The 25365-nt window shown below is 52.1% G+C and carries 27 protein-coding genes and 1 riboswitch; of the genes, 12 read left to right on the forward strand and 15 right to left on the reverse strand.

Annotation, left to right across the window (positions count from 1 at the left end):
• The first annotated feature begins 41 nt into the window (after positions 1–41).
• Positions 42–554 (forward strand): DUF721 domain-containing protein, encoded by a 513-nt coding sequence (locus tag ACP15Y_RS05050; protein WP_424981905.1) that lies wholly within the window; start codon positions 42–44, stop codon positions 552–554.
• Here the strand turns inward: ACP15Y_RS05050 and ACP15Y_RS05055 are convergent.
• A complete protein-coding gene (locus ACP15Y_RS05055; RefSeq protein ID WP_424981906.1) occupies positions 551–1942 on the reverse strand; it encodes a KAP family P-loop NTPase fold protein in 1392 nt (463 codons plus the stop codon). The genes ACP15Y_RS05050 and ACP15Y_RS05055 overlap by 4 nt on opposite strands.
• Before the next feature lie 328 nt (positions 1943–2270).
• Positions 2271–2444 carry a hypothetical protein gene (locus tag ACP15Y_RS05060; RefSeq protein ID WP_424981907.1) on the reverse strand — a complete coding sequence of 58 codons (174 nt, stop codon included), beginning with the start codon at positions 2442–2444 and terminating at the stop codon, positions 2271–2273.
• Positions 2445–2511: 67 nt separating this feature from the next.
• Here ACP15Y_RS05060 and ACP15Y_RS05065 point away from each other — a divergent pair, with 67 nt between their 5' ends.
• Complete coding sequence (locus ACP15Y_RS05065; RefSeq protein ID WP_424981908.1) at positions 2512–2799, forward strand: GIY-YIG nuclease family protein; 288 nt, start codon at positions 2512–2514, stop codon at positions 2797–2799.
• Between the two features lie 280 nt (positions 2800–3079).
• Here the strand turns inward: ACP15Y_RS05065 and ACP15Y_RS05070 are convergent, their stop codons facing one another.
• A complete protein-coding gene (locus tag ACP15Y_RS05070; RefSeq protein WP_424981909.1) occupies positions 3080–4096 on the reverse strand; it encodes an AraC family transcriptional regulator ligand-binding domain-containing protein in 1017 nt (338 codons plus the stop codon).
• Between the two features lie 129 nt (positions 4097–4225).
• Between ACP15Y_RS05070 and ACP15Y_RS05075 the strand changes: the two genes are divergently transcribed.
• From ACP15Y_RS05075 to ACP15Y_RS05085, 3 genes are all read left to right on the forward strand, one after another.
• Positions 4226–4879, forward strand: coding sequence for a DUF4386 family protein (locus ACP15Y_RS05075; protein WP_424981910.1), 654 nt, complete (start codon positions 4226–4228; stop codon positions 4877–4879).
• 113 nt (positions 4880–4992) lie between these two features.
• Positions 4993–5691: a thioredoxin domain-containing protein gene (locus ACP15Y_RS05080; protein WP_424981911.1), complete on the forward strand. Its 699-nt coding sequence runs from the start codon at positions 4993–4995 to the stop codon at positions 5689–5691.
• Positions 5692–5721: 30 nt separating this feature from the next.
• Positions 5722–9183 (forward strand): AAA family ATPase, encoded by a 3462-nt coding sequence (locus ACP15Y_RS05085; RefSeq protein ID WP_424981912.1) that lies wholly within the window; start codon positions 5722–5724, stop codon positions 9181–9183.
• Positions 9184–9233: 50 nt separating this feature from the next.
• Here ACP15Y_RS05085 and ACP15Y_RS05090 read toward each other — a convergent pair whose 3' ends face one another.
• Positions 9234–9773, reverse strand: coding sequence for a TetR family transcriptional regulator C-terminal domain-containing protein (locus ACP15Y_RS05090; protein ID WP_424981914.1), 540 nt, complete (start codon positions 9771–9773; stop codon positions 9234–9236).
• Between the two features lie 83 nt (positions 9774–9856).
• Positions 9857–10249 (reverse strand): GNAT family N-acetyltransferase, encoded by a 393-nt coding sequence (locus ACP15Y_RS05095; RefSeq protein ID WP_424981915.1) that lies wholly within the window; start codon positions 10247–10249, stop codon positions 9857–9859.
• 273 nt (positions 10250–10522) lie between these two features.
• On the opposite strand from ACP15Y_RS05095, the gene ACP15Y_RS05100 reads away from it, so the two are divergent.
• The 5 genes from ACP15Y_RS05100 to ACP15Y_RS05120 all read left to right on the forward strand — a co-directional run bounded on the left by ACP15Y_RS05100 (position 10523) and on the right by ACP15Y_RS05120 (position 13208).
• A complete protein-coding gene (locus ACP15Y_RS05100; RefSeq protein ID WP_424981916.1) occupies positions 10523–10927 on the forward strand; it encodes an AtpZ/AtpI family protein in 405 nt (134 codons plus the stop codon).
• 17 nt (positions 10928–10944) lie between these two features.
• A complete protein-coding gene (locus tag ACP15Y_RS05105) occupies positions 10945–11712 on the forward strand; it encodes a F0F1 ATP synthase subunit A (protein WP_424981917.1) in 768 nt (255 codons plus the stop codon).
• A gap of 69 nt (positions 11713–11781) precedes the next feature.
• Positions 11782–12009 carry a F0F1 ATP synthase subunit C gene (locus tag ACP15Y_RS05110; RefSeq protein ID WP_236113365.1) on the forward strand — a complete coding sequence of 76 codons (228 nt, stop codon included), beginning with the start codon at positions 11782–11784 and terminating at the stop codon, positions 12007–12009.
• 136 nt (positions 12010–12145) lie between these two features.
• Complete coding sequence (locus ACP15Y_RS05115) at positions 12146–12721, forward strand: F0F1 ATP synthase subunit B (protein ID WP_424981918.1); 576 nt, start codon at positions 12146–12148, stop codon at positions 12719–12721.
• Between the two features lie 4 nt (positions 12722–12725).
• Positions 12726–13208, forward strand: a complete 483-nt coding sequence (locus tag ACP15Y_RS05120; protein ID WP_424981919.1) for an ATP F0F1 synthase subunit B — start codon at positions 12726–12728, stop codon at positions 13206–13208.
• Between the two features lie 49 nt (positions 13209–13257).
• Here the strand turns inward: ACP15Y_RS05120 and ACP15Y_RS05125 are convergent, their stop codons facing one another.
• Positions 13258–13683, reverse strand: a complete 426-nt coding sequence (locus ACP15Y_RS05125; protein ID WP_424981920.1) for a potassium channel family protein — start codon at positions 13681–13683, stop codon at positions 13258–13260.
• 129 nt (positions 13684–13812) lie between these two features.
• On the opposite strand from ACP15Y_RS05125, the gene ACP15Y_RS05130 reads away from it, so the two are divergent.
• The gene (locus tag ACP15Y_RS05130) at positions 13813–14214 is read left to right on the forward strand and encodes a VOC family protein (protein WP_424981921.1); all 402 of its coding nucleotides are present in this window, start codon (positions 13813–13815) and stop codon (positions 14212–14214) included.
• Here the strand turns inward: ACP15Y_RS05130 and ACP15Y_RS05135 are convergent.
• The 8 genes from ACP15Y_RS05135 to ACP15Y_RS05170 all read right to left on the reverse strand — a co-directional run bounded on the left by ACP15Y_RS05135 (position 14211) and on the right by ACP15Y_RS05170 (position 21581).
• A complete protein-coding gene (locus ACP15Y_RS05135) occupies positions 14211–14660 on the reverse strand; it encodes a GNAT family N-acetyltransferase (RefSeq protein ID WP_424981922.1) in 450 nt (149 codons plus the stop codon). The genes ACP15Y_RS05130 and ACP15Y_RS05135 overlap by 4 nt on opposite strands.
• 168 nt (positions 14661–14828) lie before the next feature.
• Positions 14829–16379 carry an aminomethyl-transferring glycine dehydrogenase subunit GcvPB gene (gene gcvPB / locus ACP15Y_RS05140; protein WP_424981923.1) on the reverse strand — a complete coding sequence of 517 codons (1551 nt, stop codon included), beginning with the start codon at positions 16377–16379 and terminating at the stop codon, positions 14829–14831.
• Complete coding sequence (gene gcvPA, locus ACP15Y_RS05145) at positions 16379–17719, reverse strand: aminomethyl-transferring glycine dehydrogenase subunit GcvPA (protein WP_424981924.1); 1341 nt, start codon at positions 17717–17719, stop codon at positions 16379–16381. The genes gcvPB and gcvPA overlap by 1 nt, the downstream gene beginning before the upstream one ends.
• A gap of 12 nt (positions 17720–17731) precedes the next feature.
• On the reverse strand, positions 17732–18100 hold the full coding sequence (gene gcvH, locus ACP15Y_RS05150; protein WP_424981926.1) for a glycine cleavage system protein GcvH: 369 nt from the start codon (positions 18098–18100) through the stop codon (positions 17732–17734).
• Positions 18101–18115: 15 nt separating this feature from the next.
• A complete protein-coding gene (gene gcvT, locus ACP15Y_RS05155) occupies positions 18116–19255 on the reverse strand; it encodes a glycine cleavage system aminomethyltransferase GcvT (RefSeq protein WP_424981927.1) in 1140 nt (379 codons plus the stop codon).
• 156 nt (positions 19256–19411) lie between these two features.
• Positions 19412–19504: riboswitch (glycine riboswitch) on the reverse strand.
• 53 nt (positions 19505–19557) lie between these two features.
• Positions 19558–20154 (reverse strand): hypothetical protein, encoded by a 597-nt coding sequence (locus ACP15Y_RS05160; RefSeq protein WP_424981928.1) that lies wholly within the window; start codon positions 20152–20154, stop codon positions 19558–19560.
• Between the two features lie 53 nt (positions 20155–20207).
• Entirely contained in the window at positions 20208–20705 is a 498-nt protein-coding gene (locus ACP15Y_RS05165) for a peroxiredoxin (protein WP_424981929.1), read from the reverse strand.
• A 39-nt stretch (positions 20706–20744) separates the two neighbouring features.
• The gene (locus tag ACP15Y_RS05170; protein WP_424981930.1) at positions 20745–21581 is read right to left on the reverse strand and encodes a protein-disulfide reductase DsbD domain-containing protein; all 837 of its coding nucleotides are present in this window, start codon (positions 21579–21581) and stop codon (positions 20745–20747) included.
• 148 nt (positions 21582–21729) lie between these two features.
• Here ACP15Y_RS05170 and ACP15Y_RS05175 point away from each other — a divergent pair, with 148 nt between their 5' ends.
• The gene (locus ACP15Y_RS05175) at positions 21730–22314 is read left to right on the forward strand and encodes a YqgE/AlgH family protein (RefSeq protein WP_424981931.1); all 585 of its coding nucleotides are present in this window, start codon (positions 21730–21732) and stop codon (positions 22312–22314) included.
• A gap of 42 nt (positions 22315–22356) precedes the next feature.
• On the opposite strand, the gene ACP15Y_RS05180 is transcribed toward ACP15Y_RS05175, so the two are convergent.
• The gene (locus ACP15Y_RS05180) at positions 22357–25356 is read right to left on the reverse strand and encodes an EAL domain-containing protein (RefSeq protein ID WP_424981932.1); all 3000 of its coding nucleotides are present in this window, start codon (positions 25354–25356) and stop codon (positions 22357–22359) included.
• Positions 25357–25365 lie beyond the last annotated feature (9 nt).

Here is a 25365-nt window from a genome sequence, read left to right on the forward strand (position 1 = left end):
AAAAGCACCATTTGTGCGCAACATATTTGAACGGGCACGCAATGGCAGAGAAGAAAAAGACCAGAGCCTATAAGCATTTCAACCGCGCCATGTCGATTTCGGAACTGGCCGAACGCGCGATTGAACCGCTGGCGCAAAAGCGCGGCTTTGCCAATGCCGAACTGCTGACCCGTTGGGCGCATATTGTGCCCGAACCGTTTGATCAATCGGTGATCCCCGATCAGCTCAAATGGCCCCATTCCGGGCAAATGGAAGGCGCGGCGGGCGCTGTGCTCACCGTGAGCGTCGACCCCATATACGCCCTCGCCTTCACCCACGAAACCGACATGATCAAAGGCGCGATCAACCGCTATTTCGGCTTTTATCTGGTGGATAAAATCAAACCCTCCCGCCGCCCCTTTTTGCCGCAGCAGCAAGAGGATGCAAGGCCTCAGTTGCGGCCGCTGACGCCGAAAGTTGAGGCGGAGCTGAATGCAGAGCTGGATGGCATTGAGGATGCGGAACTGCGCGAGGCACTGATGAAGCTTGGGCGGGGGCTTAAGGGGCGGGGTTAGTAGTCAGATATGTCCGATAGTTCAATCTTGTTCACTATGTAGGACAGTTGCGGCCTTCGCGTAGGATAGCCTCTAGAAAATAATGCTAGATATTCGCCAAGTCTAGTGCGTTCTACTTCTTCCCGGGGGTTTCCTACAAGCTCTGTGTAATATTGATTATCTTCAGATTGAATTGCTGATCTCGCCATTTTTGCAATTATTAATTCTGCTTGGATTGGTATTTTATCGTCTTCATTCAAGTTAGAAATGATCGGGTATTTCTCCTTCAAAGCTTCCCATGTCGCCTTCCCACTTGCATCCCCGAATGCGTATTTGTGATAAAGATCAGGCACGAAAACTTTTAGGGTTATTAAAACTAACAACATTCTGGGAAAAAGGTATTGGTTTTCTGGAGTCATTAACGCTGCAACAGCTACTGCAGACATACAATGCTCCTGAGCTCTTAAGTCAGCATCAAAAATACTGAATAGGAGACCTGCCGATTCGAAAAACTCTTCTAATTCTAAATCCACTTTTCTGTTTTTGAAGAAATTTGCCAAACCAAATTTTTGGACCAATGCTCCGGTAAATTGAGAGCGATTGGGTCGCTGTAAAGTAATTTCTAAATCAAAGAAGCGTTTCAGGTATCCATTCGAGTTTGTGCCACTGCCATAAACTGAGGACAAGCTTACCATTAGTTGCTGTTTTTCAATTGAACAAAGGAACACAACATTATCGACGTCGAAAATATGCTTGATCCGTTCAAGAAGTTCGATGGCATAGGTTGGACGACATCGATCTAATTCATCCACGAAGATCACAAGTGGCAATCTTTTGCAATTTGTCTCTAAATTATCAATTGCAGCTCCAAGTGTGCGCTTAAATTCCTCGAGGAGATCTTTCTCCCCCTTATATGCATCAACCAATTCTGAGGCTGCTGCGGCGGCACCGTCGGCTAAGAAATCCTCTATCTCTTTATCAAGATCAATGGCCCCGCGAGTTAGAAACTTCAGCAAAAGAGGCAGCAACCTCTGAGAAATTTTTCCAGCAGTTTCTTTTAGCTTTTCTATATTTTTCTTTTGCTCAGCACCGCTATTTCCATTTTCACTGAGCACGTCAATGATCTCGCTTGTGAAGGCAATAATCGGATCACTGTGGTAATCTGTTTCCCAAGCATTGAAGTACACGCATGGGTGGCAATGGTCCTGATTTTCCAGATATTGTTTCATTTGATGAACAAATGTTGTTTTGCCTGTACCCCATGGTGAGTTAAGCGCGATCACAAAGGGTGGCTCAACGTTCTGGATTAAATTGGCAAGCGCTTCACCTTGGGCCTTGCGGTTTAAGATATCGCTTGGGCCAAAGGGGTCGTCTTTATCTATTTCAAATTGCTTGAGTTTAAACTTCATAAGTATTGCTTTCGATATGTCTGTGCCCATTCCGTGCGATTCCTAGACTTTGTGTCAAGTAACCGATGCTTCATGGCCCCCGGATCAAATCCGGGGTGACTTGGGGTTGGTTTAGTGCTTCGTACAAACTCAAAGTCATTCCCGCGTAGGCGGGAATCCAGATTGGACTATCTTCACTGTAATTCAATAATCGCGTACGCCTTTGCTTGCGCTGCATGGACCCTCGGGTCAGGCCCGAGGGTGACGGTGGTGGGTGGGTGAATGTAGTAGTTATGACCCGCTGTTTTGTACGTCGACAGGCGAAATGGATGGCAATACAGATACACGCTTACGCCGCAGGAGTGCGCTTGCCATCACTTGGATGATGGTTTGGGCGGTGCAACTGCGCTGGCAGTGCTTGGACCCTCGGGTCAAGCCCGAGGGTGACGTGATGGGGCGTGGTTGGCTTGGTGCCATAATCCACATGCGTTTGAGAAATCTCTGCCAGACATTCTCCCGTCATTTCTGCCCCCCCCTTCCGTCATTACCGGGCTTGACCCGGTAATCCATGTAGCGGCAATGTTTTCGCCATGGGTGGATGGGTTTACATCATGAGCAACAAGATGAACGGCACGCTATATGTTGGGGTGACGAGTGACTTGGTGCGGCGGGTTTATGAACATCGCGAAGGTCTTGTTGACGGCTTTACAAAGACACAAGAGTTAAAGCGCTTGGTGTATTTTGAAGCGCATGATGAAATTGGCGCGGCTATTCAACGGGAGAAGAGTTTGAAGCGCTGGTCGCGGGCTTGGAAGGTTGAGTTGATCCAGAAATCCAATCCGTTCTGGGATGATTTGTTTGATCAGATTTGTGGGTGATTTGGCATTGAGCCGATTCGCTTGTGCTGCTTGGACCCTCGGGTCAAGCCCGAGGGTGACGGTGGTGGGCGTTGGAATGGTAGTACCCTAATGTACCGCTTCTGACTGCCGACAGGTGAAATGGATTGCAAGACAGATACACGCTCACGCCGCGAGGCTGGTCTTGCAATGACGCGAGAGTTTTTTTTTGCGCAGTGCGAATTGCTCAGGCGCTGCTTGCCCCCCGGATCAAGTCCGGGGTGACGGTAGCGGGTGTGGCTACCGCGGTGTCAGTTCGCCCCTACCCCACCGCCTGCCACGATCCGGGGGCCTGCCCCGTCCAGCGTTTGAAAGCGCGGGAGAAGGCGCTGGGGTCGGAGAAGCCGACGAGGTAGGCGGTTTCGTTGGCGGAGACTTTTTTCTCGGCCAGATAGTGGCAGGCCATTTTGTGGCGGAGGTCGTCGCGCAATTGTTCGAAGGAAATGCCTTCGGCTTTGAGGCCGCGATAAAGGCTTTGGCGGGAGAGACCCATTTTTTCGGCCACTTGATCCATGGTTAGCTCGCCCGTGTGCAGCACAGGGATCATGATGCTTTCGGCCCGGCCCTTTATGGTTTTGCTGCTTTCCAGCTCCTTCATCAATGCATCGGCATGTTTGGAGAGAATGCCAAAGGCATAGCGGTCCGCATAATCGGTTTGCACCGTAAGCCATGAGGTTTCGATTTCCATGGCGTTACGGTCAGCCGCGAATTCAACCGGGGCCTGCAGCACCCGGTCATAATCTTTATAATGGGCGGGCTTCTCGTGGGTGACTTTGATGCGTTTGACGAAGGGGGTGTCGCCAAAATGGCGGCGGAACTCGCAGATGAAGCGGCCAAAGGTGCTTTCGGTGAGTTCGGGAAACTCATTGGGATTGATCCGCGTATCTTCCAGCCACAATTCATTGCCTTCTGGCACAAGGGCAAAGCGTTCGCCTGCGGTGCCGATATCGACCTCGGCCACCAATTGGCCATAGCGGTTGAGCTGCGCCAGTGCTTCGCCCATATTGGCGGTGGATTCCGCGATCAGCCCGACAATGGAGGTGCGGACAAAGGGCATGTCCCAACAATAATCCAGCGAAAAGGACGGGTTGTTGGTGTGCTCCGCGCCCAATTGCATCATGCGGCGGAATTTTTCCATCGGCACGCGGTTGTCCGCATTAGCGAAAATGGCGTCATCCAAGTCGACTGCGGCCAATAGCGCGGAACGAGACGCGCCCTTATCTACCGCATAATCCAAGATTGATTTTAGATAACCAGCTGAAACGCTGCCTTTTTCCATCACCGTGCCCCCACTTTGCCCCACATATTAGCCGGGTGATATGTGGGGTCAATAAAATGATTTCTCAAGTCATTTGCGCTCTGCCCAATGCACCTTATGTGCAAGCCACGTTAATTGTGCAGGATGAAAATGATGAATGTGAAATTGCAAAAGGCCGGCGGCGTTGCGGGCATTGTGGCTGGCGGCACCTATTTGTTTGGCTTTGCCTTGTTGCTCGCCGTGTTGGCCCCTGCGGGCTATTTCGAAGGCGGCGCGGCCGACAAGGTTCAATTTATGATCGACAATAAAACCACGCTCGCCGTGTGGAATTTTGTGATCTGGATTTTGAACAGCTTTGCCATGGTGGTGCTGGCCGTGGCGCTTTATGACCGATTGAAAGGCGGCGCGCCGACTTTGGCGGCCATCGGGTCGGCCTATGGCATCATCTGGGCCGGGCTGATTTTGGCGGCGGGCATGGTGTCCAACATCTCGCTGGAAGCGGTGACGAGCATGGCGGGGAACGATCCCGAAGGTGCGGCGACATTGATGCTGGCGCTATCGCATGTGGAAAACGGCATTGGCGGCGGCAATGAATTGGCCGGGGGCTTTTGGGTGCTGGTGATTTCGCTCGGGGCGTATTTGTCGAACCAATTGCAAAAGCCGCTCAATATTTGGGGCATGGTGATCGGTGTTGCAGGTCTCTCCACGCTTCTCCCCGGTGCGGAAGAGATTGGCGGCTCGATCTTTGGGCTTGGCTTTATCGTCTGGTTTATCTGGGCCGGCGTGTATTTGCTGCGGAAATAAGCGCCACATCACTCAAATGTGAGGTGGGGGCAGGACGGCATTAGCGCCCTGCCCTCTTGCTGCCATCATTATTATGTGTAAGTTGCCATCAAACAATTGATGGAGAGTGGAACGTGGAACTTTCTCGCAGACATATGCTGATGGTTGGCGCTGGGGCCGGTGCCTTTTTGCTGGCCGGGTGCGACAACAATAACGGCAATGCACAAGCTGGCAACAAAAGCGAAGTGAACACAGCCGATAACGAAACCCCAACTGAATATGCCCCAACTGGCGATTTGATGAAGCCATTGGCATTTGAAGACCGTTGGATCGGCAATGATGATGCGAAAGTGACTGTGATTGAATATTCATCACCCACTTGCTCGCACTGTGGCACGTTCCACAACTCAGTTTATCCGCAGTTTAAAGAGCAATATGTCGATAGCGGCAAGATCCGCTTTGTGGTGCGTCCGTTCGTGCGCAACATCCTCGATGCAGTGGTTTACATGCTCGCTGCAAGCGAAGAAGAAGGCGTGAATGTGGATTATTACGACATCCTGGCGAAGTTCTTTGCGACTCAACGCACATGGGCAACCTCCGAAACGCCGCGCGATGCAATTGCTGAAATTGCACTAAATAACGGATTTACACAGGAAACATTCGACGCCAGCTTGACAAACCAAGCGCTTTTTAAGGAACTAGAATTGTTGCGGACCCAGGCGATTGAAGAGTTTAACCTGAGCGCGACACCTTCGTTCTTCGTGAACGGCAAGCTGATTGAAGGGGTAGTTCCGCTTGAAAATTGGGCTAAAGAAATCGATCCACTTCTTTAGACCCTCGCACTTCTTTATAAGAGGCGCGAGATGAAATTTTCGCGCCTCAAACTTGTCGGCTTTAAAAGCTTTACCGACCCCACCGAACTTCACCTCAAATCTGGTCTGACCGGCATTGTTGGCCCCAATGGCTGCGGCAAGTCTAACCTTGTGGAAGCCTTGCGCTGGGTGATGGGGGAAAATTCCTACAAAAATATGCGTGCCTCGGGCATGGATGATGTGATTTTTTCCGGCTCATCCAACCGCCCGCAACGCAACTCGGCAGAAGTGAGCCTGGTGCTGGACAATAAAGACCGCACGGCCCCTGCCATCTTCAATAAAGATGATGAATTGGAAGTGACCCGCCGGATTGAGCGGGAGCAAGGCTCTGTTTATCGCGTGAATGGCCGCGAAGTGCGGGCGCGTGATGTGCAGCTGTTGTTTGCGGACGCTTCAACCGGGGCGCACAGCCCAGCTCTGGTGCGCCAAGGGCAGATCGGCGAGCTGATTGCGGCCAAGCCTGTGCAGCGCCGCGCGATCTTGGAAGAAGCGGCAGGCATTTCCGGCCTGCACTCGCGCCGCCATGAGGCGGAGTTGCGGCTGCGGGCAGCGGAAAACAATCTCGACCGCGTGGACGATATTATCGGCCAAGTGAGCACTCAACTTGAGAACTTAAAGCGGCAGGCGCGGCAGGCGACGCGCTATCGCGGGCTTTCGGGCGAAATTCGCAAGGCGGAAGCCACCCTGTTCCATTTGCGCTGGGTGAACGCCAAGGTGGCGGAGAAGGAAGCGCAGGCGGAACATCAAAGGCTGGTGAATTTGCTCGCCGATGCAACCCATGTGGAACTTGGCGCGCGGCAGAAGCTGGAGCAATCGGAGGCGGAACTGACGCCTTTGCGGCAGGCCGAGGCCGAGGCCGCAGCTGCATTGCAGCGGGTGAAAATGGCGCTGGAGCAATTAGAGGCTGACGCCCGCCGCGCCAAAAATCGCCGCATTGAGCTGGAAGGCCGTGCGCGGCAAGTGAATGCCGATGTGGAACGTGATGATGCGCAGGTGAAAGAGGCCAAGGAATTTTTGCTGGGGCTGATCGACGAGCAAAAGGGTTTGCTGGCTGATGAAGAAGCTGAAGCCAAAGATATGGCCACGGCCCAACAAGAGGCCGAGCGCACCAGCGTTGAAACCGAAGAGTTTGAAAAAGGCTTGAGCGCCGAGCGCGACAAGCTGAGCAATTTGCGTGCCCACAAGGCCCAAACCGAGCGCAGCTTAAATGATGCCCGTGTCCGGGCTCAAAAATTGGTGCAACAATTGGCTGATGTGCGCGAGGAAGCACAGCAACTTGTGGCCAAATTGCAAGAAGACAAAACCATTCAGCTGCGCGAGCACGAGCTGGAGGAGGCTCGTGCAAAACTGGCGGCCAGTGAGCAAGCGGCAGACCAAGCTGAGGCGCAAGTGGAACAAGCGCGACAAGCTTTGGATGCGCTGACCGAACCACGCAACGGTGCCAAAAGTGAAGTGACGCGGCTGGAAGCCGAAGCCCACGCGATCCACAATATGCTCAATGTGCATGACAAATCGCTATGGCCCGCCGTGGTGGATGCCCTGCAAGTGGCCCCCGGTTACGAGACCGCATTGGGCGCGGCGCTGGGCGATGATTTGGATGCTTCTTCAGATGCAGGCGCCCCTCTCTATTGGGCGGGCGCTGAAGTTGGCGCGGGCGACCCCAGTTTGCCCGATGGTGTGACACCGCTCAGCCAATTTGTAACCGGCAGCACTTTGGTGTCGCGGCGGCTCAAGCAAATTGGATTGGTGGACATTGCCCAAGGCAAAGCGCTGCATAATGAATTGCAAGTGGGACAAGCCCTTGTGACGCTGGAAGGCGATTTGTGGCGTTGGGACGGATTTGTGGCGCGGGCAGATGCGCCGAGCGCAGCGGCTCAACGGCTGGCACAGCGCAATCGGTTGCAGGAGATTGAGGCGGATTTGGCCAAAGCTAAAACTGCCGCCGCGGACCTAGACGCGCAACATCAGAACGCGACGACCAAGTTGAATGCAGCTCGGCAGGACGAGCAGGCCAAGCGGCAAGCCTATCGCGACGCTCAACGGCTGATCAATGTGGCCCAAGGCGCGTTGGATGCAGCGCAAAAGGGATTGGTGGACCTTACTTCTCGTCGGTCCGCGCTGGAAGAAGCTGAAATTCGATTGAAATCCAGCCATGATGAGGCACAAGCCGCTGTTTCCGATGCAGAAGCAGCTTTGGCGCAGATTGAAGATGAAAGCGCATTGGCGCAAAAGATTGAGGCCGCAAACCAGCAATTGGCAGAGCTTCGCCGCGTGGCCAACGATGCGCGGATGCGGTTGGCCGGATTTGAAAACGCAGCACGGATGCGCAAACAGCGGCTGGAACGCATCGGCGCTGAAACGCAAAAGTGGCAGAACCGTTTGAACGACACGCAGGCACACTTGGACGTGTTGGCCAAGCGCAAGGCGGATATTGACGAGCAACTGGCACAATTGGCGAGTGCGCCCGACCAGTTCAGCGAAAAACGCGCGAAGCTGGAAGACCAGATTGAAGATGCGGCCCACGCGCAAAGACGTGCGGCGGACAAAGTGGCCGTGGCCATGGAACGCCAGCGCAATGAAGATAAAGATGCCCGCGATGCCCTTTCCGCCCTTGCTAAAGTGCGTGAAGAGATCGCCCGCATTGAAGAACGCCTTAAGTCGTTGGCCAGCCAGCGGATGCAAATTGAGCAGATGGTTTCCGAAACGCTGGACATTCCAGCCAGCCGCACTGCCGAGGTTGCCGGGCTGAAACCCGAAGATTCTCTGCCCGAGCTTGATAAGGTGGATGCAAAGCTGGAACGGTTAAAGCGCGAGCGTGAACGGTTGGGCGGCGTGAACCTGCGGGCGGAGCAAGAAGCAACCGAGACCGAAGAGCAGCTCACCATTATGGTGACTGACCGCGAAGATTTAATCGCGGCAATTGCCAAACTGCGCACGGGCATTTCAAACCTAAACCGCGAAGGCCGACAACGGCTGACCGAAGCGTTTGATAAAGTGAATAATCACTTCAAAGATTTGTTCACCCAGTTGTTTGGCGGCGGTACGGCGGAGCTCACCTTTGTGGAGAGCGATGATCCACTGGAAGCTGGGCTGGAAATTATTGCGCGGCCACCAGGCAAAAAGCCACAAACCATGACATTGCTTTCTGGTGGCGAGCAGGCGCTCACCGCCATGTCGCTGATCTTTGCAGTGTTTCTTACCAACCCGGCCCCCATTTGCGTATTGGACGAAGTTGACGCGCCATTGGACGATGCCAATGTGGAACGTTTCTGCAATTTGCTGGATTCAATGCGGCACAAAACCGATACGCGGTTCGTGACCATCACCCACAACCCGATCACCATGGCACGGATGGACCGCTTGTTTGGTGTGACCATGGCCGAAAAAGGCATTTCCAATTTGGTCTCTGTAGATTTGACCACCGCCGAGAGTTTCTTGGAAGATGTCGGGTAAAAGGGATTGGCCCCGGATTAAATCCGGGGCGGCCGAGCGAAGATTTATCTTCAAGTTGCGCGGTCAGGCTCCGGCTCATCTTCCGTATAAAGCCCCAATCGGGCAAGCTGTGTGAGCGCGATGTCCTCGAGCGGATCGCAAGTGGGCAGGTTGCGAGCCAACAGATTGATCTGTTCCAACAGAGCAAACAATTGATGTCCGTATTCTTCACAATCAGTGTTGCGGGGCAGCTCTTTTGCAGTCGCGGCCCATTGGCAAATCTCGATTAAGCGCGCAATGCGATCCGTGTTGATTTGCAGGAGCATGTTGCGCAAGGTTGGTTCACTGTCGCGCGCTTCAATGGCGAGGTTCGTCAAAAGACAGCCTTTGCGGTCGAAATCGGCGCGGTGCGCAGCACACATCTCGCGGATCAGCTTTGTCAGCAGTTGTTTTACATCGATTGGCGGCTCTGCCAGCACCAAAGCGATTTGTGGGGTCTGCACCTCGTAATACAGCAGCAGATTTTGCAAGAGGGTCTCTCGGTTTCCAAAGGCATTATAGAAACTCGAGCGGGTGAGCCCTAAACAATCCGCCATGCCCTTCACACTCATCGCCGACAGCCCCTGTCGCCAGAAGCGATCCAGCAAAATTTCGTAGGCATCTGTTATGTGAAAGGATTTGCGCCGGGCCAATGCTATGCAGTTCCCATGTGAAGCAACCCTGCTTCTGTCATTTTAAAGCCAAGGCTTTTGTAAAATGGCGCCAATGACGGCTCGAAATCTACATGCAGATAAGTCAATTCTGCGGTACAGGCAAACTCAACCAACATTTTCACTAGGCAACTCCCGACACCGTTGCCTTGATATATGGGGGCGACAACTGGATCCAACACGAATCCATGTTGGTGCCCATCTGAAATGAGCTTAGCAAAACCGATCAGGTCTCCATCGGCCCTCGCGCATACATACGCGGCACAGCTAGCTAACATGCGGTCAAAATGACTAACTTCGAATGCGGGCCACGCTGTTCGCAACAGGTTGGTAAACTCCAATTGCTCGAGCGAAGCATTCAATTGATATTTGATCATTTCAAAATTTTATACATATATGTACAAAAATCAAGCCAATCCCGAATCCTTGAAGGTAGCGCTTTAAAATTTATGGCGAAAAAGTGTGCAAAGTTGAAAATGAACAAAAAACGGGCGAATAAAAAGATTCCATCACGTCGAATATTATATTATTTTCAATAGGTTAACTTACACACCCAAATCTTGACACCAAACAGGCAAAGCCCTATGTTGCCCCCGAATTTGAGGGGCACTGTTTTTTGTGCGAAATGCCAGTTTTGGCAGGATGGGAATATGTCCAATTCTGATAAAAATGGCGCCAAAAAAGACGCCTCAGACAGTTTGGTGGGTAGCGCTCCCACAGGCGACCTAGATGCCCGCATTCGGGCAGCACGGCAACGCGGTGGATATGGCGAATTCGAAACCAAACCAAAAGAGCACCTATCTGGTCACGCGAAAGCGGCGCGTTTAGGCACCGAATTTATCGCAGCGATCATTGTGGGGGGCTTTATTGGGTATTTTGCTGATATGGGTTTGGGCACTTCGCCTTGGCTTTTATTGGTGATGGTGTTGGTGGGCTTTGTTGCCGGGGTGTTGAATGTAGTGCGATCTGCCGCACGAATGAACGCCGAAGCGATAATCACGCCGGATATGAATTTGGGCTCGGATGCGGACAATAAGAACGCAAAAGGGCATTAGCGATAAGGGGCTGGAGCGTGGCAAACGATCCAATTCATCAGTTTAAAATCACTGATATTTTCACCGTTGGCGGTGCAGGCGAAGGCGAAACAGGCGGTTTTGAAATCGCATTCACCAACTCTGCTTTGTTCATGGTGATCACTGTTGTTGCGATCGCTGCATTTTTGATCCTTTCGACACGCGGCCGCGGCCTTGTGCCAGGGCGTCTGCAGCTTCTCTCAGAAATGCTCTATGAATTTGTGGCCAATATGGTGCGATCGAGCGCTGGCACCGAAGGGATGAAATTCTTCCCGTTTGTGTTCTCGCTGTTCATGTTCGTGCTTGTGGCCAACTTGTTCGGCATGGTGCCTTACTTCTTTACCGTCACCAGCCACATCATCGTTACCTTCGCGCTCGCTATGCTGGTGATCAGCGTTGTGATTATTTACGGGTTTATGCGCAACGGCTTGGGCTTCTTGAAGTTGTTCGTGCCTGCTGGCGTGCCCGGTTATGTGTTGCCGATCGTTATTCCGATTGAGATCGTATCGTTCCTCTCTCGTCCGATCAGCCTTTCAGTTCGTTTGTTTGCCAATATGCTTGCGGGGCACATCACTTTGAAAGTGTTCGCCGGCTTTATTGTCAGCCTCTCTTCGCTTGGTGCGGTTGGTGTTTTGGGTGCCACCTTGCCATTCGCTATGACCGTTGCGCTAACAGCGCTTGAATTTCTAGTGTCTGCCTTGCAGGCCTACGTGTTCGCGGTTCTAACTTCTATGTATCTGAATGATGCAATTCACCCAAGCCATTAACAACTAACAGTTTTCAACTAACAATGCGGCAATTGCCGCAATAAGGTCCAGCTTTTAAAGGAGTTCAAAATGGAAGCGGAAGCAGCAAAACTTATCGGTGCCGGTATCGCATGTGTTGGCATGGCAGGCGCAGCAATGGGCGTGGGCAACATCTTTGGCAACTTCTTGTCAGGTGCTTTGCGCAACCCATCAGCAGCACAAGCTCAGTTCGGTAACCTCATCTTCGGTTTTGCGGTGACTGAAGCTTTGGGCATCTTCTCATTCTTGGTTGCCCTTTTGCTTTTGTTCGCCGTTTAATCAACGCGCGTTAAAAGTTTTAAGGCAGCCCAGTACATCAATGGGCTGCCTTTCATTGCATTTTCGCCAGTTTTTGGCAGAATGAAATGCACTGTTGGTTGCCTATTAGAGGCGACGGTAAAAACCAGGTATTCAAATGGCAAGCAATACAAATAGCTCGCACGAGACAACTGACGGCACCCATGCGACGACTGAAGCGCATGGCGGGGACCACGGTGCAACAGGTGTATTTCCACCTTTTGACCCGAGTACCTTTGGCTCACAGCTCTTGTGGTTGGCGCTGACATTTGCTGCGCTTTATATCTTGATGAGCAAGGTTGCCCTGCCCCGCATTGGCGAAATTCTTGAAGTGCGTCGTGATCGCATTGAAGGGGATTTGGCTGAAGCAGAGCGGTTGAAGCAGAAAACCGATCAAGCCATCAAAACATATGAAGCAGAATTGGCCGACGCTAAACAAAAGGCGCACAATATTGCTGAGGAAACACGCGGTTCTATCCGTGCGGACCTCGACAAGAAGCGTGCCAAAGTCGAAGCCGATTTGGCAAAGAAAATGGCCACTGCAGAAAACAACATTCGCGAAACCAAGCAAGCTGCTATGGAGAATGTTGATGAAATTGCATCTGAAACAGCTTTGGCAATCGTGACCAACATTGTTGGCCGCACTGCACAAAAAGCCGCTAAAGATGCTGTCGCGAAAGTGGTGAAAGGATAACAAGATGGAACTAGATGCAACCTTTTGGGCGTTTATCGGTCTTGTTGTCTTTTTGGCGTTGATCACCTATTTGGGCGTGCCCAAAAAAGTGACAGCATTGCTGGACGACAAATCCAAACAAATTGCGGATGAGTTGGAAGAAGCTAAGCGGTTGCGCGAAGAAGCGCAGGCCCTTTTGGCTGAATATGAACGCAAGCGCAAAGCTGCTGAAGATGAAGCTGCTGAAATTGTTGAAGCTGCAAAATCTGAAGCGGATCGGATGGCTGAAGAGGCGCAAAACTCATTGGATGAGTTGATCACACGCCGCACAAAAGCGGTGGAAGAAAAGATCGCTCAAGCTGAAGCGCAAGCCTTGGCCGATGTGCGTGCTCGCTCTGCGGACATTGCAGTGGAAGCTGCAAAGATCGTTTTGGCGGACAAAATGTCTGAAAAAGGCGACGCACTGATCGATGATGCAATCAAAGATGTTTCTGCAAATCTGAACTAATCTGATTTGATCAGTTTTGAACAAATTAAGCGGGCTTTGGCCCGCTTTTTTATTGGTCTTTTGACGGCAATTGCGTGTCGCCAATAGCCGCCTCCGGCGACTTCGCTGCTGCTTCTTTATGCGCTTTTGATTTCTTTGAGTGGTGCTCAGCCTCCTCAAACTCTTCAACTGATTGGCGCAACACTGTGTTGGCAATGCGCGTGACCAAGGCCACAAATATGCCCATGCCGCAGATCACATAAACAATGGTGAACAGCTTGCCCAGATTTGTTTCTGGCGTGATGTCGCCATAACCGACGGTGGAAATGGTCATCACCGTGAAATAGAGCGCATCGATAAAGCCCCACCCCTCTATAAACATATAGACCAACGCAGCCAACAAAATGATGGCAATAGTCATGCTGAGAATGGTGCGGACGGTCTCATCACCAAATGCTGCTTTTAGCCCCCGCCAGAATACACTTATTTTTCGCACGCTTACCTCTTTCGTCTTCGCTTTGGTTTAGCACCGCTGCGCGACGTAAACAACAAACACGACAATGGCTTATTGAAGCTGATCGTAAATTTATGCACAATGCAACTATATTGAATAAAGAGGTATTTTATGAAGTTGCATCCAATGTTGATGTTTAAAGGTAATGCTGGCGATGCCCTATCGCACTATTCGAATGCGATACCTGCTGCACTGGTCACCGACAAGCGCACCCGCGATGATGGCACCATCGAATCTGCCAATCTTGTTTTCGGGAACAATCAGTTGCTGATGATCGATAGCCCCATCGATCAACCCTTTGACTTCACCCCGTCATTCTCTCTCTTTGTGTTTTTTGAAGACCCTGTCAGTCTCGACCTCGCATATGAACGATTGTCCAAAGAAGGCAATGTGATGATGCAGCTGGGTGAATATGATTTTGCCAAACGATATGGTTGGGTAAGCGACAAATTTGGCGTTTGCTGGCAACTATGCCTGCCAAAAGACACGCCGGAAGGCGCTGGGGCGCACTAGAGCGCCCGTTCCATTGCTGGGAGGGTTCTGCCCGGAATTGAACTCGAAGCGTACTCTCCCACCCTTTTAAATCCCATATGAGCATAGAAAGCTTCTGCATTCGGATCGGCCACAGTGGTTATCAGGTGACATCCTTGCGCTATAGCGTGGTCGATCCCCCATTCGAGTAATTGGCGACCTACTCCCATGCCGATATAGTCTGGCTCAACAAACAATAGATCAAGGTCATATCCATCTTCGATCCGGTCGAGGCGGATGACGCCGATCGGTTTATTGTTCTGTTCGCCCACCATAATTGTGTGCTGCTCTAGATCCTCCGGGGTAATCGTTAGTTCTTCCCGGCACGCTTCAATGAAGGCTGCGTCATAAGGCCAATAGGCTTTGGCGCGGAGGCAGAGTGCGCTCAGCTCTTCAAGTTCTTCGCGGTGGGCGGGTCGGATGATCATGGGGAAAAGATGAATGGCAATTGGAGCAATAAAAAGGCGGCGGGTTCTGCAGTACCCACCGCCTAATGAAGCGGTATTTATTTGTTATTGTTTTACCGCTTTTGTTTCAATTCACCTCGCTTTGGAGATGAAAAAACCGCCCCACGATGTCACATGGGGCGGCTTATCTTATTCTGCCGCTTCTTGTTGCGTTGGCTCTTCCCATTTTAGGATCGGCGAACGTGCTGCGCGGGTCTCATCCAAGCGACGCAGTGGCGCTTTCATTGGAGCATTGGTGAAACGCTCCACATTGCCTGCTTTAGCGTCTTCCATCAGCTCGCGCATGGTGCCGATAAACTGATCAAGCGTATGAAGGCTTTCGCTTTCTGTCGGCTCGATCAACATGGCGCCGTGGACAACCAATGGGAAATACATGGTCATGGGGTGATACCCCTCATCGATCATGGCTTTGGCCAAATCGAGCGTTGAAACACCTGTGCCTTTCAAGGTGCTGTCATCAAACAACACTTCGTGCATGCAAGGCTGATCACCATATGGCGCATTGTAAAGATCTGACAGTTTTGCCTTAAGGTAGTTGGCGTTCAACACCGCGTCACGCGCAGCACGGCCAAGACCGTCCAACCCGTGAGAGGCCATATAGGTCAATGCGCGGACATACATGCCCATTTGACCGTGGAAAGCTGACAAACGGCCAAGATGGTCGCTGCCTTCGCCTTTGTTTTCCACCAAGCTGAGCTTGTCGCCATCACGCTTCGCATATGGCAATGGCGCATAAGGTGCCAAAGCGTCAGAGAGCACAACTGGGCCAGCACCTGGGCCACCGCCGCCATGCGGCGTGGAGAAGGTTTTGTGCAAGTTGATGTGCATCGCATCAATGCCCAGGTCGCCCGGACGGATGACGCCCATGATGGCGTTAAAGTTCGCGCCATCACAATAAAAGTAAGCACCAGCTTCGTGCACTGCATCAGCAATTTCGATCACATCAGGCTCAAACAAGCCACAAGTGTTGGGGTTGGTGAGCATGATGCCCGCAACATTTTCATCCAACGCGTCTTTTACCGCCTGTACGTCAACCGTGCCATCTTCGCGGGCTTTGATTGGCTTTACTTTGTAGCCCAAGAATGCCGCAGTGGCTGGGTTTGTGCCGTGGGCGCTTTCAGGCACCAGCACGATATTGCGGTGGCTTTGACCATTGGCTTCGTGGGCGGCTTTGATGGCCATCATGCCGCACATTTCACCGTGAGCACCAGCTTTTGGCGTCATGGACACGGCTTTGGTGCCCGTCAATTCCATCAACCAATGCGCCAGCTCTTCCATCAATTCAATTGCGCCTTGCACAGTTGATTGTGGTTGTAGTGGGTGAATATCCGCAATGCCTGGCAAGCGTGCCATTTTTTCATTGAGGCGCGGATTGTGCTTCATGGTGCACGAGCCAAGCGGGTAGAAGCCTGCATCGATTGAATAGTTCAACCGTGAAATGCGCACATAATGGCGCATAGCTTGTGGTTCGGTTAGCGCTGGCAAATCAATATCTGATTTACGAGCGAAACTGCCCAATTTCGAACCTACGCTTTGATCAAGCGCAGGCAAATCTACGCCAGATTTTTCCTTGGTGCCAATTTCAAAGATCAACGGCTCGGATGGCAGCAAAGCTGCGCCATTTGAGGATGATGCGGCAACATTGTCCACACCTGTTGGACGGCCTTGATTGTTCAACATCAGATGACCTCCTTCAACGCGCTTGCAAGCGCTTCAATATCTGCATCGCTGGTCAGTTCAGTTGCAGCGACCACCAAAAGGTTCTCAAGTTCTTTCTTACCTGCCTCCAAGCGCGACACAGGTACACCTGCGAGAACATTCTTCTCGGCCAGTGCTTCCACGATTGGCGCAGCCGCTTTTGGCAGCTTCACGGTAAATTCGTTGAAGAAGTGGCTGTTCAGCACTTCAACACCATCAATCTTACTCAAGGCATCGGCGGTTTTCACAGCTTGCTGGTGGTTCAACAATGCCAAATGCTCGATGCCTTTTTCACCCAACAAGGACATGTGGATGGAGAAGGCCAAGGCGCAAAGGCCAGAGTTGGTGCAGATGTTTGATGTGGCTTTATCGCGGCGGATATGCTGCTCACGGGTAGAGAGCGTCAGCACAAAGCCACGATTGCCTTCAGCGTCTACGGTTTCACCGCAAACGCGACCAGGCATTTGCCGCACAAGGTTAGGACGTGTGGCCATCAACCCGACATATGGCCCACCGAAAGTGAGTGGGTTGCCGATGGATTGGCCTTCGCCAACCACAATGTCCGCCCCTTGTGCGCCGGGAGATTCGATTGCGCCGAGAGACACCACTTCGGTGAATACAGCGATCAAAAGTGCGCCCTTTTCATGGGCGGCTTCAGCAATCGGGCGCAAATCACGCAAATTGCCATAAAAGTCTGGAGACTGAACCACAACACATGCAGTGCTGTCGTCAATCTGCGCAACAATGTCTTCTTGCGCTTGCGGGTCAGCCTGCATGCATTTGAATGCAGGGTCTTTGCCCAAATAGGTGGCGATGGTGTCGCGATATTGCGGGTGCAAACCACCTGACACAACAACACCATCGCGCTTTTTCAAACGACGGGCCATCAACACCGCTTCCATGGCGGCGGTTGAGCCGTCGTAGAGCGAGGCGTTGGCCACTTCCATGCCAGTCAAATTGGCCACTTGTGTTTGAAACTCAAACAACATTTGCAGCGTGCCCTGGGAAATTTCAGGCTGGTATGGAGTGTAGGCGGTCAAAAACTCTGACCGCTGGATCAAATGGTCCACGCTGGCGGGCACATGGTGGCGATATGCCCCTGCCCCAACGAAGAATGGACCATCTCCACCGGCGCGGTTCTTGGCCGCAAGCTGGCGAATATGCGCCTCTACGGCAAATTCTGGCTGATGATCAGGCAAGTCTGGCTTGGCTGTGTCAAAAACCTTTTTCGGTACGCGTACAAACAGCTCGTCATCGCTTTTGATGCCGATGGCATCGCGCATGACCTGTCTGTCTTGATCACTATTTGGAAGATAGCGCATATTTGTCCTCGTTTAGTCGATGTGCGCCTTATAGGCGTTTTCGTCGAGCAAGCCTTCCAGCTCGCCAGCGTCATCAATTTCGATTTTGAAGAACCAGCCATTTACAACTGGGTCAGAGTTCACCAAGCCTGGCTCGTCTGCCAAAGATTCATTAACGGCAACAACAGTGCCGGAAACTGGCGCGTAGATTTCAGAAGCGGCTTTCACTGATTCAACAACGGCAACTTCGTCGCCTTTGGCGAATTTAGCGCCAACTTCTGGTACGTCTACAAACACCACGTCGCCCAATTGGCCTTGAGCATAATCAGTGATGCCAACAGTGCCTTGGTTGCCCTCAACGCGGATATATTCGTGATCTTCGGTATATTTTGTGTCGCTCATTTCTTCCCCCTTGGATTAAAGACGCACATAATTTGCAGGTGTGAATGGAAGCTTGGTCACGGTGCCTTTAGCCGGCTTGCCACGCACAATGGCGGTCAATTCCGTACCAATCTTCGCTTTTTCTTTTGGCACATAGGCAAATGCTACAGGTGACCCAATGGTTGGGCAGAAAGTACCTGAAGTAACTTTGCCAATCGGGGTGCCGCTTTCGTCAACAATGTCTGCGCCTTCGCGCACGGGCATACGGCCCTCAAACAAAATGCCAACGCGCTTTTCAGCCACGCCATCAGCAATCAATTTTTGAATTTTAGATGCGCCGGGGAAACCGCCTTCAACGCGGCGACCTTTACCAATGGCAAAGATAAGGCCCGCGCTGATGGGATCGCGCTGGTCATCCATATCGTGACCATAGAGGCAAAGCCCCGCTTCAAGGCGCAAGCTATCCCGAGCGCCAAGGCCAGCAGGTTCAACTTCGTCATTGCTGACCAGCAATTCAGCCAGTTTCACGGCATCTTCATTGGCAACAGAAAGTTCAAAACCGTCTTCGCCAGTGTAACCCGCGCGAGACACATAAACGTCGATGCCATCAATGGTTGTGGCAGCGGCGTTCATAAAGCTGAGTTTTTGTGGCAAATCGCAATAGCGCGACAACACGTCAGCCGCCTTTGGGCCTTGCAGCGCCAGAAGGGCTTTGCTGTCAAAGAATGTGTCGATGTCCAGTTTGTCGCCCAGAGCGGCTTTCAAAATGGCCACGTCATGATCTTTACGACCAGCGTTGAACACGATCAGCAATGTGCCATCTGTGCCCGCTTCGGCTGGCCGTGTGACGATCAAATCGTCCTCAATACCGCCATTATCATTTAGCAAAAGCGTGTAGCGCATTTCACCTGGTTTCAGCCCAACCAGATCGCCCGGCATCAAGCTTTCAAGCGCGCGCGCGGTTGTTTCATGGTCAGCGCCTTTAACGGCAACTTGGCCCATGTGCGACACATCAAAAAGCGATGCTGCATTTCTTGTGTGATTGTGCTCGTCCACAATGCCTTTATATTGAACCGGCATTGCATAGCCCGCAAAACCAACCATACGACCGCTCCATGAAATATGGGTGTCGTTCAATGGCGTTTGCAAAAGATTGGAAGTATCCGCCCCTGCCATAATTCCCTCAATTGTTTATCCGACAAGTGCCAGCAACGCGACAAATGATGTCGCCTGGCGCCCCCCCTGTCGGGTAAACCTGAGAGATTTCCCGGAACTGACGTTCCGGCTACCCCCTTCGGTGTGATTGCAAAAGCAATCCGCTTTCCAGAGTTATTTATGCATGCGGTCCCTGATGCCTGAGAGTTTCCGGGGCGGTTGCTCCTTCGGCGTCAGGCTCAATGGCCCGATCTCTCCCGCATTGCAGTGGTCAACCTAGCAGCAATTTCCGCTAGGTCAACAATTATTGGGGATTCCCCCAATTATCCTTTTGGATCAAAGCCCACCCAAATGGTGATCTGTTCGCCGCCCACATAAGGAATGGCGACATTTTCCACAACCTTGACGAACTCTTCGCCCTGATTAGGTGGCGTGATGGTGATCGGGATATTGTACTTCTCAGAAAAGACCGCCATTTCGTCGCGCTCAACAGCGAAGCGCAAAGGCACATCAACTGCGCCAGAGCCGGCCTGTGGGCCTGCCAACAAGCGGCCAACAACACCCATTTTCACAGTGATCAAGCCATTTGAAACGATGCAATTGCGCGACTGCTTGTCGATCACGGCTTGATAGCGCAAGCCCTTCGGATCGCCACTGCGGCCTTTTGAATAGATTGCAAAGCTTTCGCCGCCCGGACGAATTTTGATTTCGGGGCATTCGCTGGCAATGATGGGCAATGCAGATGGGGCGGAACTGGCGATTTCAGTTTCGCTTGCAGACCTGTTGATATATTTGCTTTCTGACTCACCGCCGGTGAATGACCCGACGCAGCCTGACAACAAAAGAGCGCCCACAATAGCCGTTGCTCCAGCAAAGCTGGCACGGCCAAATAGATTTTTTGTTACTACGCGTACTGACATGCTTCTCACTTTTGACCCGAAGGCCCCCCGAATTATCCCCGAAACAACCAAATCTAGTGGTTGTTTTTTACCACATCCAACATATGCGGCGCACCGGACACCACAACTTCGCCCGGCTTCGTTTCAATTTCCACATGGGAAATTACGCCATCTTTGATCAAAAGGCTAGCGCGAACATAGCGTGTGCCAAATCCTGCGGCTGAAAAGTCTCTATCCAATTTCAGCGCTTTTGCCAAATCGGCATTGCCATCGGAAATCAAATCGACAAATCCGAACGCCCCCGTTTGCTCGCCCCAATGTTGCATCACAAAGTGATCATTGACCGACAAGCACAGGATGCGATCTACACCTGCATTTTTAAATTCGTCTGAAAGACCAATATAGCCCGGCATATGGTTGAGGTGGCAAGTTGCGGTGAACGCACCCGGCACCGCGAAAATTACAGTTGTTCCTACTGCCACAATATCAGCAAAATCAACATCTTTTGCACCTTCGGCGTTTACAAGTTTAACCTGCTGCGATGGCGCTTTGCTGCCGATATCCAAAGCCATATAACCCCTCTCAAAAATCTGTTTGCCCCGATGCGTCCCTTACGGGTTAATCGCATCAAACGATAAAATGGGCACCATTTTTTCAAAGGCGCCCGCGCGACCACTATAGGTCAACCGTGCTGTTGAGCCAACATGATCGGCCAAGGAAATATCCCTTAGCGGTTGAAAACTGATTAGCTGCGAACCGGGGCCATTTTGAGGCACGTCAAAAAGTAGGTTTTGGTTTGGTAAATCAAGTATTAACGACTGATTTTCTTGCAAGTCATCGGATGGCCGTACAACCAGCTTATTTTGCGTGGCATCAATATAGACAGCATCAAACGGTGCGTTAGGGCGGTCATCCAGAATTGGCACGTCAGCCAATGCAGCGTCTAACTTGAAACTCACAGAGATGTCTTTGGCGCTCAGGTCCAATGTCTTCGAAATTTCATAGGTAACCGGAACACAGATTTCGCCACAAATTCCCATCAATAGATTACCGACAAGCTTGGGCGACATGCCATCGCTTTCACCATCGATCGCGATTTCGAAAGGCAAGACAAAATCCTGATCATAGACATAATCGAAATAGCCCTTGCTGATCGCGCGCTTGGGCATGGGCCATAAGAAGTCGACATGATCGATGTTGACGCTATTGCTCCAATCGGCTGTGAGCGGAATGCCGCTTTCGCCGGGAATGCGCCAATAGGTTTTCATGCCACCGCTCAATTGAAACTCTAGCCCGGCGAGCATCTTACCATCAGCCGACACATGATCAGACGTTAGCACACGAATTTTCGCACCCGGCGCCACATCAGTCCAAGGACCAGTTTCGGCGCTGGCAGCGGCAGGCAAGGCAAAAATAAGGGCTGAAGCGAGCAGTGTTTTAGGGTTCATGGCGAAGTTCATACGCGATATTTATGGCGCAGAAAAGACACTCTTGATCAGAGCTTTGTGAACGATATTTGATTTAACGCATTTACCTGTTAAGCGTTTATTCATAGGGATAGGGCGAGACTCGTTAGTAGCAACAGAAGGTGAAGTGGTGACTTTTTCGCTTAAAGGCCAACTCTTGGTGGCTATGCCAGACATGGAAGATGAACGGTTTAAAGACACCGTGATCTATATGTGTGCCCACGATGAAAAAGAGGGTGCCATGGGTTTGGTGGTGAATAAGCGTATGCCTGACCTGCAATTTGCGGACCTGATGGCACAGTTCGACATCAAGGTCAGCGATCATGTGGAGGCTGGCCACGCTGATCCCTATAAACAACCGATTGTTGTTGGCGGCCCGGTTGAAACTGGCCGTGGATTTGTATTGCACACACCCGATTATCAGACTGCAGACAACTCAATGGATGTGGACAATAATATGTGCTTGTCCACCACGTTGGACGTGTTGCGCTCCATTGCAGAAGGCGACGGACCGGAAAAAGCCCTGTTGGCCTTGGGTTATTGCGGCTGGGAACCGGGGCAGCTGGAAAGCGAATTGGTGCGCGATGGCTGGATGGTAGCGCCCGCGAGTGACGAGATCATCTTTTCGACACCGATGGAACAGCGCTATAGCAAGGCATTGAAAGATGCTGGCATCGATCTGGCCTTCCTCACGCCTCATTCAGGCAATGCCTAAACTTTAGATCCACTAAGACCGCATAGCCTAGTGCGCAAGACGCTATCTTTGCGGGCTTTCTACGTTCACTTGTTTTGCAGCGGCAATCTTTTGTTGCTCTTTCTTGGCTTTGATCGCCCGGAGTTCGGCATTGCGCGCCGCTTGTTTGCGGCTTTTCGCATCTTTGCTCAACAATTGCTCAAAATCGCCACCGGACACGGCTTTAGAGAATGCGAAGCCTTGCGCGTAGCGGCAGCCAAGCCCACGGATCCGCGTTACTTCTTCTTCGCGCTCTGCACCTTCTGCAATGACCAACAATTCAAGATCTTCAGCCAGCGAAGTGATGGCCTTCATAATTGGCATTTGCGTTTGCGCGATCCCTTTCTCCTCATCCATTTGCACGAATGTGGATGGAATTTTGATGAAGTCAAACGGGAAGCGGTGCAGATAGGAAAGTGAGGAATGGCCGACGCCAAAATCATCGAGCGCCAAACGGAATCCCATGCCTTTCAGGGCTTCCAAGATATAGGCAGACTGCTCTGGGCTGGTCATCACTTGGCTTTCGGTCACTTCCAGCAAGAAACGCTTGGAGATTCCCTCATTGTCCGCGACAAGCTCACGCATTTCATTGAGCAATGTTTCTGACCCAAGCTGTTGCGCAGAAAGATTGATGGACAGGAAGAACGATTTGTCCACATCGCCGCCGGAAAGCCAACTTTTGAGTTGCGCTGACGCCTGCTCAATCACCACACGCCCCAGCTTTTCGATCAGGCCATTGCGCTCCGCCAAAGGAATAAACTCAGATGGGCTAACCGCGCCACGCTTCGGATGGTTCCACCGCATCAATGCTTCGGCACCTGCTAAGCGGCCGTTGGTTAGGTCGAAGATCGGCTGGAACAGAATTTGTAATTCGCGCTTTTCAATTGCCGCCTTCAGATCGACCAACAGTGAGTTACCCGGCAAGCTGGTGTCGTTGGTTGTGGTGCGATAAGCCTCGATACGGTCGCCGCCATCGCGTTTGGCGTGCAACATGGCCAGCTCCGCATTGCGCAACACTTGCTGCGCAGTTGTTGGCTTATTGTCGTAAATCGTGATGCCCATGGAGGCGGAGATCGACAACTCGCTATCACCAAATTTGATCGGATCTTTGATCGCCTTGCGCAATTGCTCAGCAAAATTGGCAATGTTGGCGGCGCTGCTTTCAGATACCAGAATGACCGCGAACTGATCACCATTTATGCGGGCCAGCGTATCCAATGGTCGCATAAGGCGTGTCAAGCGGCGGGCAACGGCCAGCAACACCGAATCTGCAGCGACGTGACCGATGCGCTCGTCAAGTTTGGTGAAGCCGTCTAAGTCGATGAAGAACACCGCAGGTTTTGTGGAGCGAGATTCGCGCGACCGTGCAAGCGCACGTTCCAAACGGTCCCAATATAGCTCGATATTTGGCAAGCCTGTCAGGCTGTCGTGCACCGCGTCATGCAACAAGCGATCGCGGGCAACGCGCTCGTCGGTCACGTCTTGTAAAGTGCCAACGCAGCGGGAAACTTCGTCGCTGCCGCCCAATACTGGCTTCACCCGCAGTCGGAAGCTCCGATAGCTCCCATCACGGCTGGCGATGCGGAAATCTGCAGCTACTTTGCCACGGCGCAATTCCACTAGCGTGTCTAGTGCGGTGCGGAACCGATCCCGATCTTCCGGGTGCAAGCGCTCCAGCCATAATTTAATGTCGCCACGCAGCGCAGATGGATGTTCGCCCAAGCGCGCGGCCAACCCTTCAGACACGACAACGCGGTCGCGCTCAATATTCCAATCGAAAACAAAATCGCCGCTGCCGGTGAGCGCCAATGCGCGTCGTTCAACTTCAGTCAACGCACCAACGGACACTTGCCCATCCGTAAAGGCATGTTGAATGGCGGTGAACCCTAAAAGCATGACAATCAAGACCAAGCCACCTGCAACGGCAGACTGCGCCACATCATTGGTGATTTCGCCTGAGACCACCATGTAGGCAAAGATCAGCCAAGCTACAAAGATAATCCAGGTCGGCACGATCAGTACTGCGCGGTCATATCCGCGCATCGCTAGGAATCCAACAACGACAATGCCGAACACGCCGAGCAATGCCAACACTGCGCGGGCGGTACCTACCGCCAAGACAGGTTGGAAGAAGGCCAAAATGATCAAGGCCAACATGACCAACATCAAGGCGAGCGCCAAATGGATAAAGCGGATATGCCATCGATGCAGGTTGAGATAGATAAAAAGGAAGCCAAATAAAGTTGTGGCCAGCGCCGCCTCGGCCGCGGCGCGATAGGTTTGTAGCTGGGTGGGTTGAATATTGATCAGTTTCGACAAGATGCCGAAGTCCACGAGCAAGTAGAACATTACCGCCCATGCAAGTGCGGCAGCGGCGGGAAACACCCCGCGCCCCTTCACCACAAACATGATGGACAAGAACACAGCCAGCAGCCCGGACACGCCCAATACGGTGCCACGGAACAAGGTGAAGGCGTTGATATAGTCGCGGTAGGATGATGGTTCCCACAGGACCATATCGGGCAGATTTTCACCCTCTAGCTCGAGCACATAGGTGACCGTGGCCCCAGGGTCGACAGTGATGGAGAACACATCAGCTTCTTGATCATCAACGCGAGTGGGACGGAACCCTTGGCTGGCGGTGATGACATTGATGCGCTTGCCGCCCAAATCTGCGCGGAACACACCAGACCCTGGCATTTGGAAAAAGGGAGCGACCAATAATCGCTCAACCTGAACATCCAGAGGGTTGTGAATGGCGATAAGTGCCCAATTGGGGTTTGAACTTGCGTCTGTCGCTTGCACTTCGATACGGCGGATAATCCCGTTCACGTCTGGTGCTGTGGACAGCTGCACCCGGCCTTCTTGGCCCTCGCGCAATTCAATGGCGTCGGATAGATCAACCGCGCCCACTTTTTCAGGAATGGTCACCACATCCAATGCTGTCGCCGCCCCTGCCCATAGCAAAAGGCATAGGTGCGCCAAAACAATAACAGCATTACGCAGCGCGCGGTACATTCCCATATTTACCCC

The sequence above is a fragment of the Maritalea sp. S77 genome (assembly GCF_049801075.1).
Lineage (GTDB): Bacteria > Pseudomonadota > Alphaproteobacteria > Rhizobiales > Devosiaceae > Maritalea.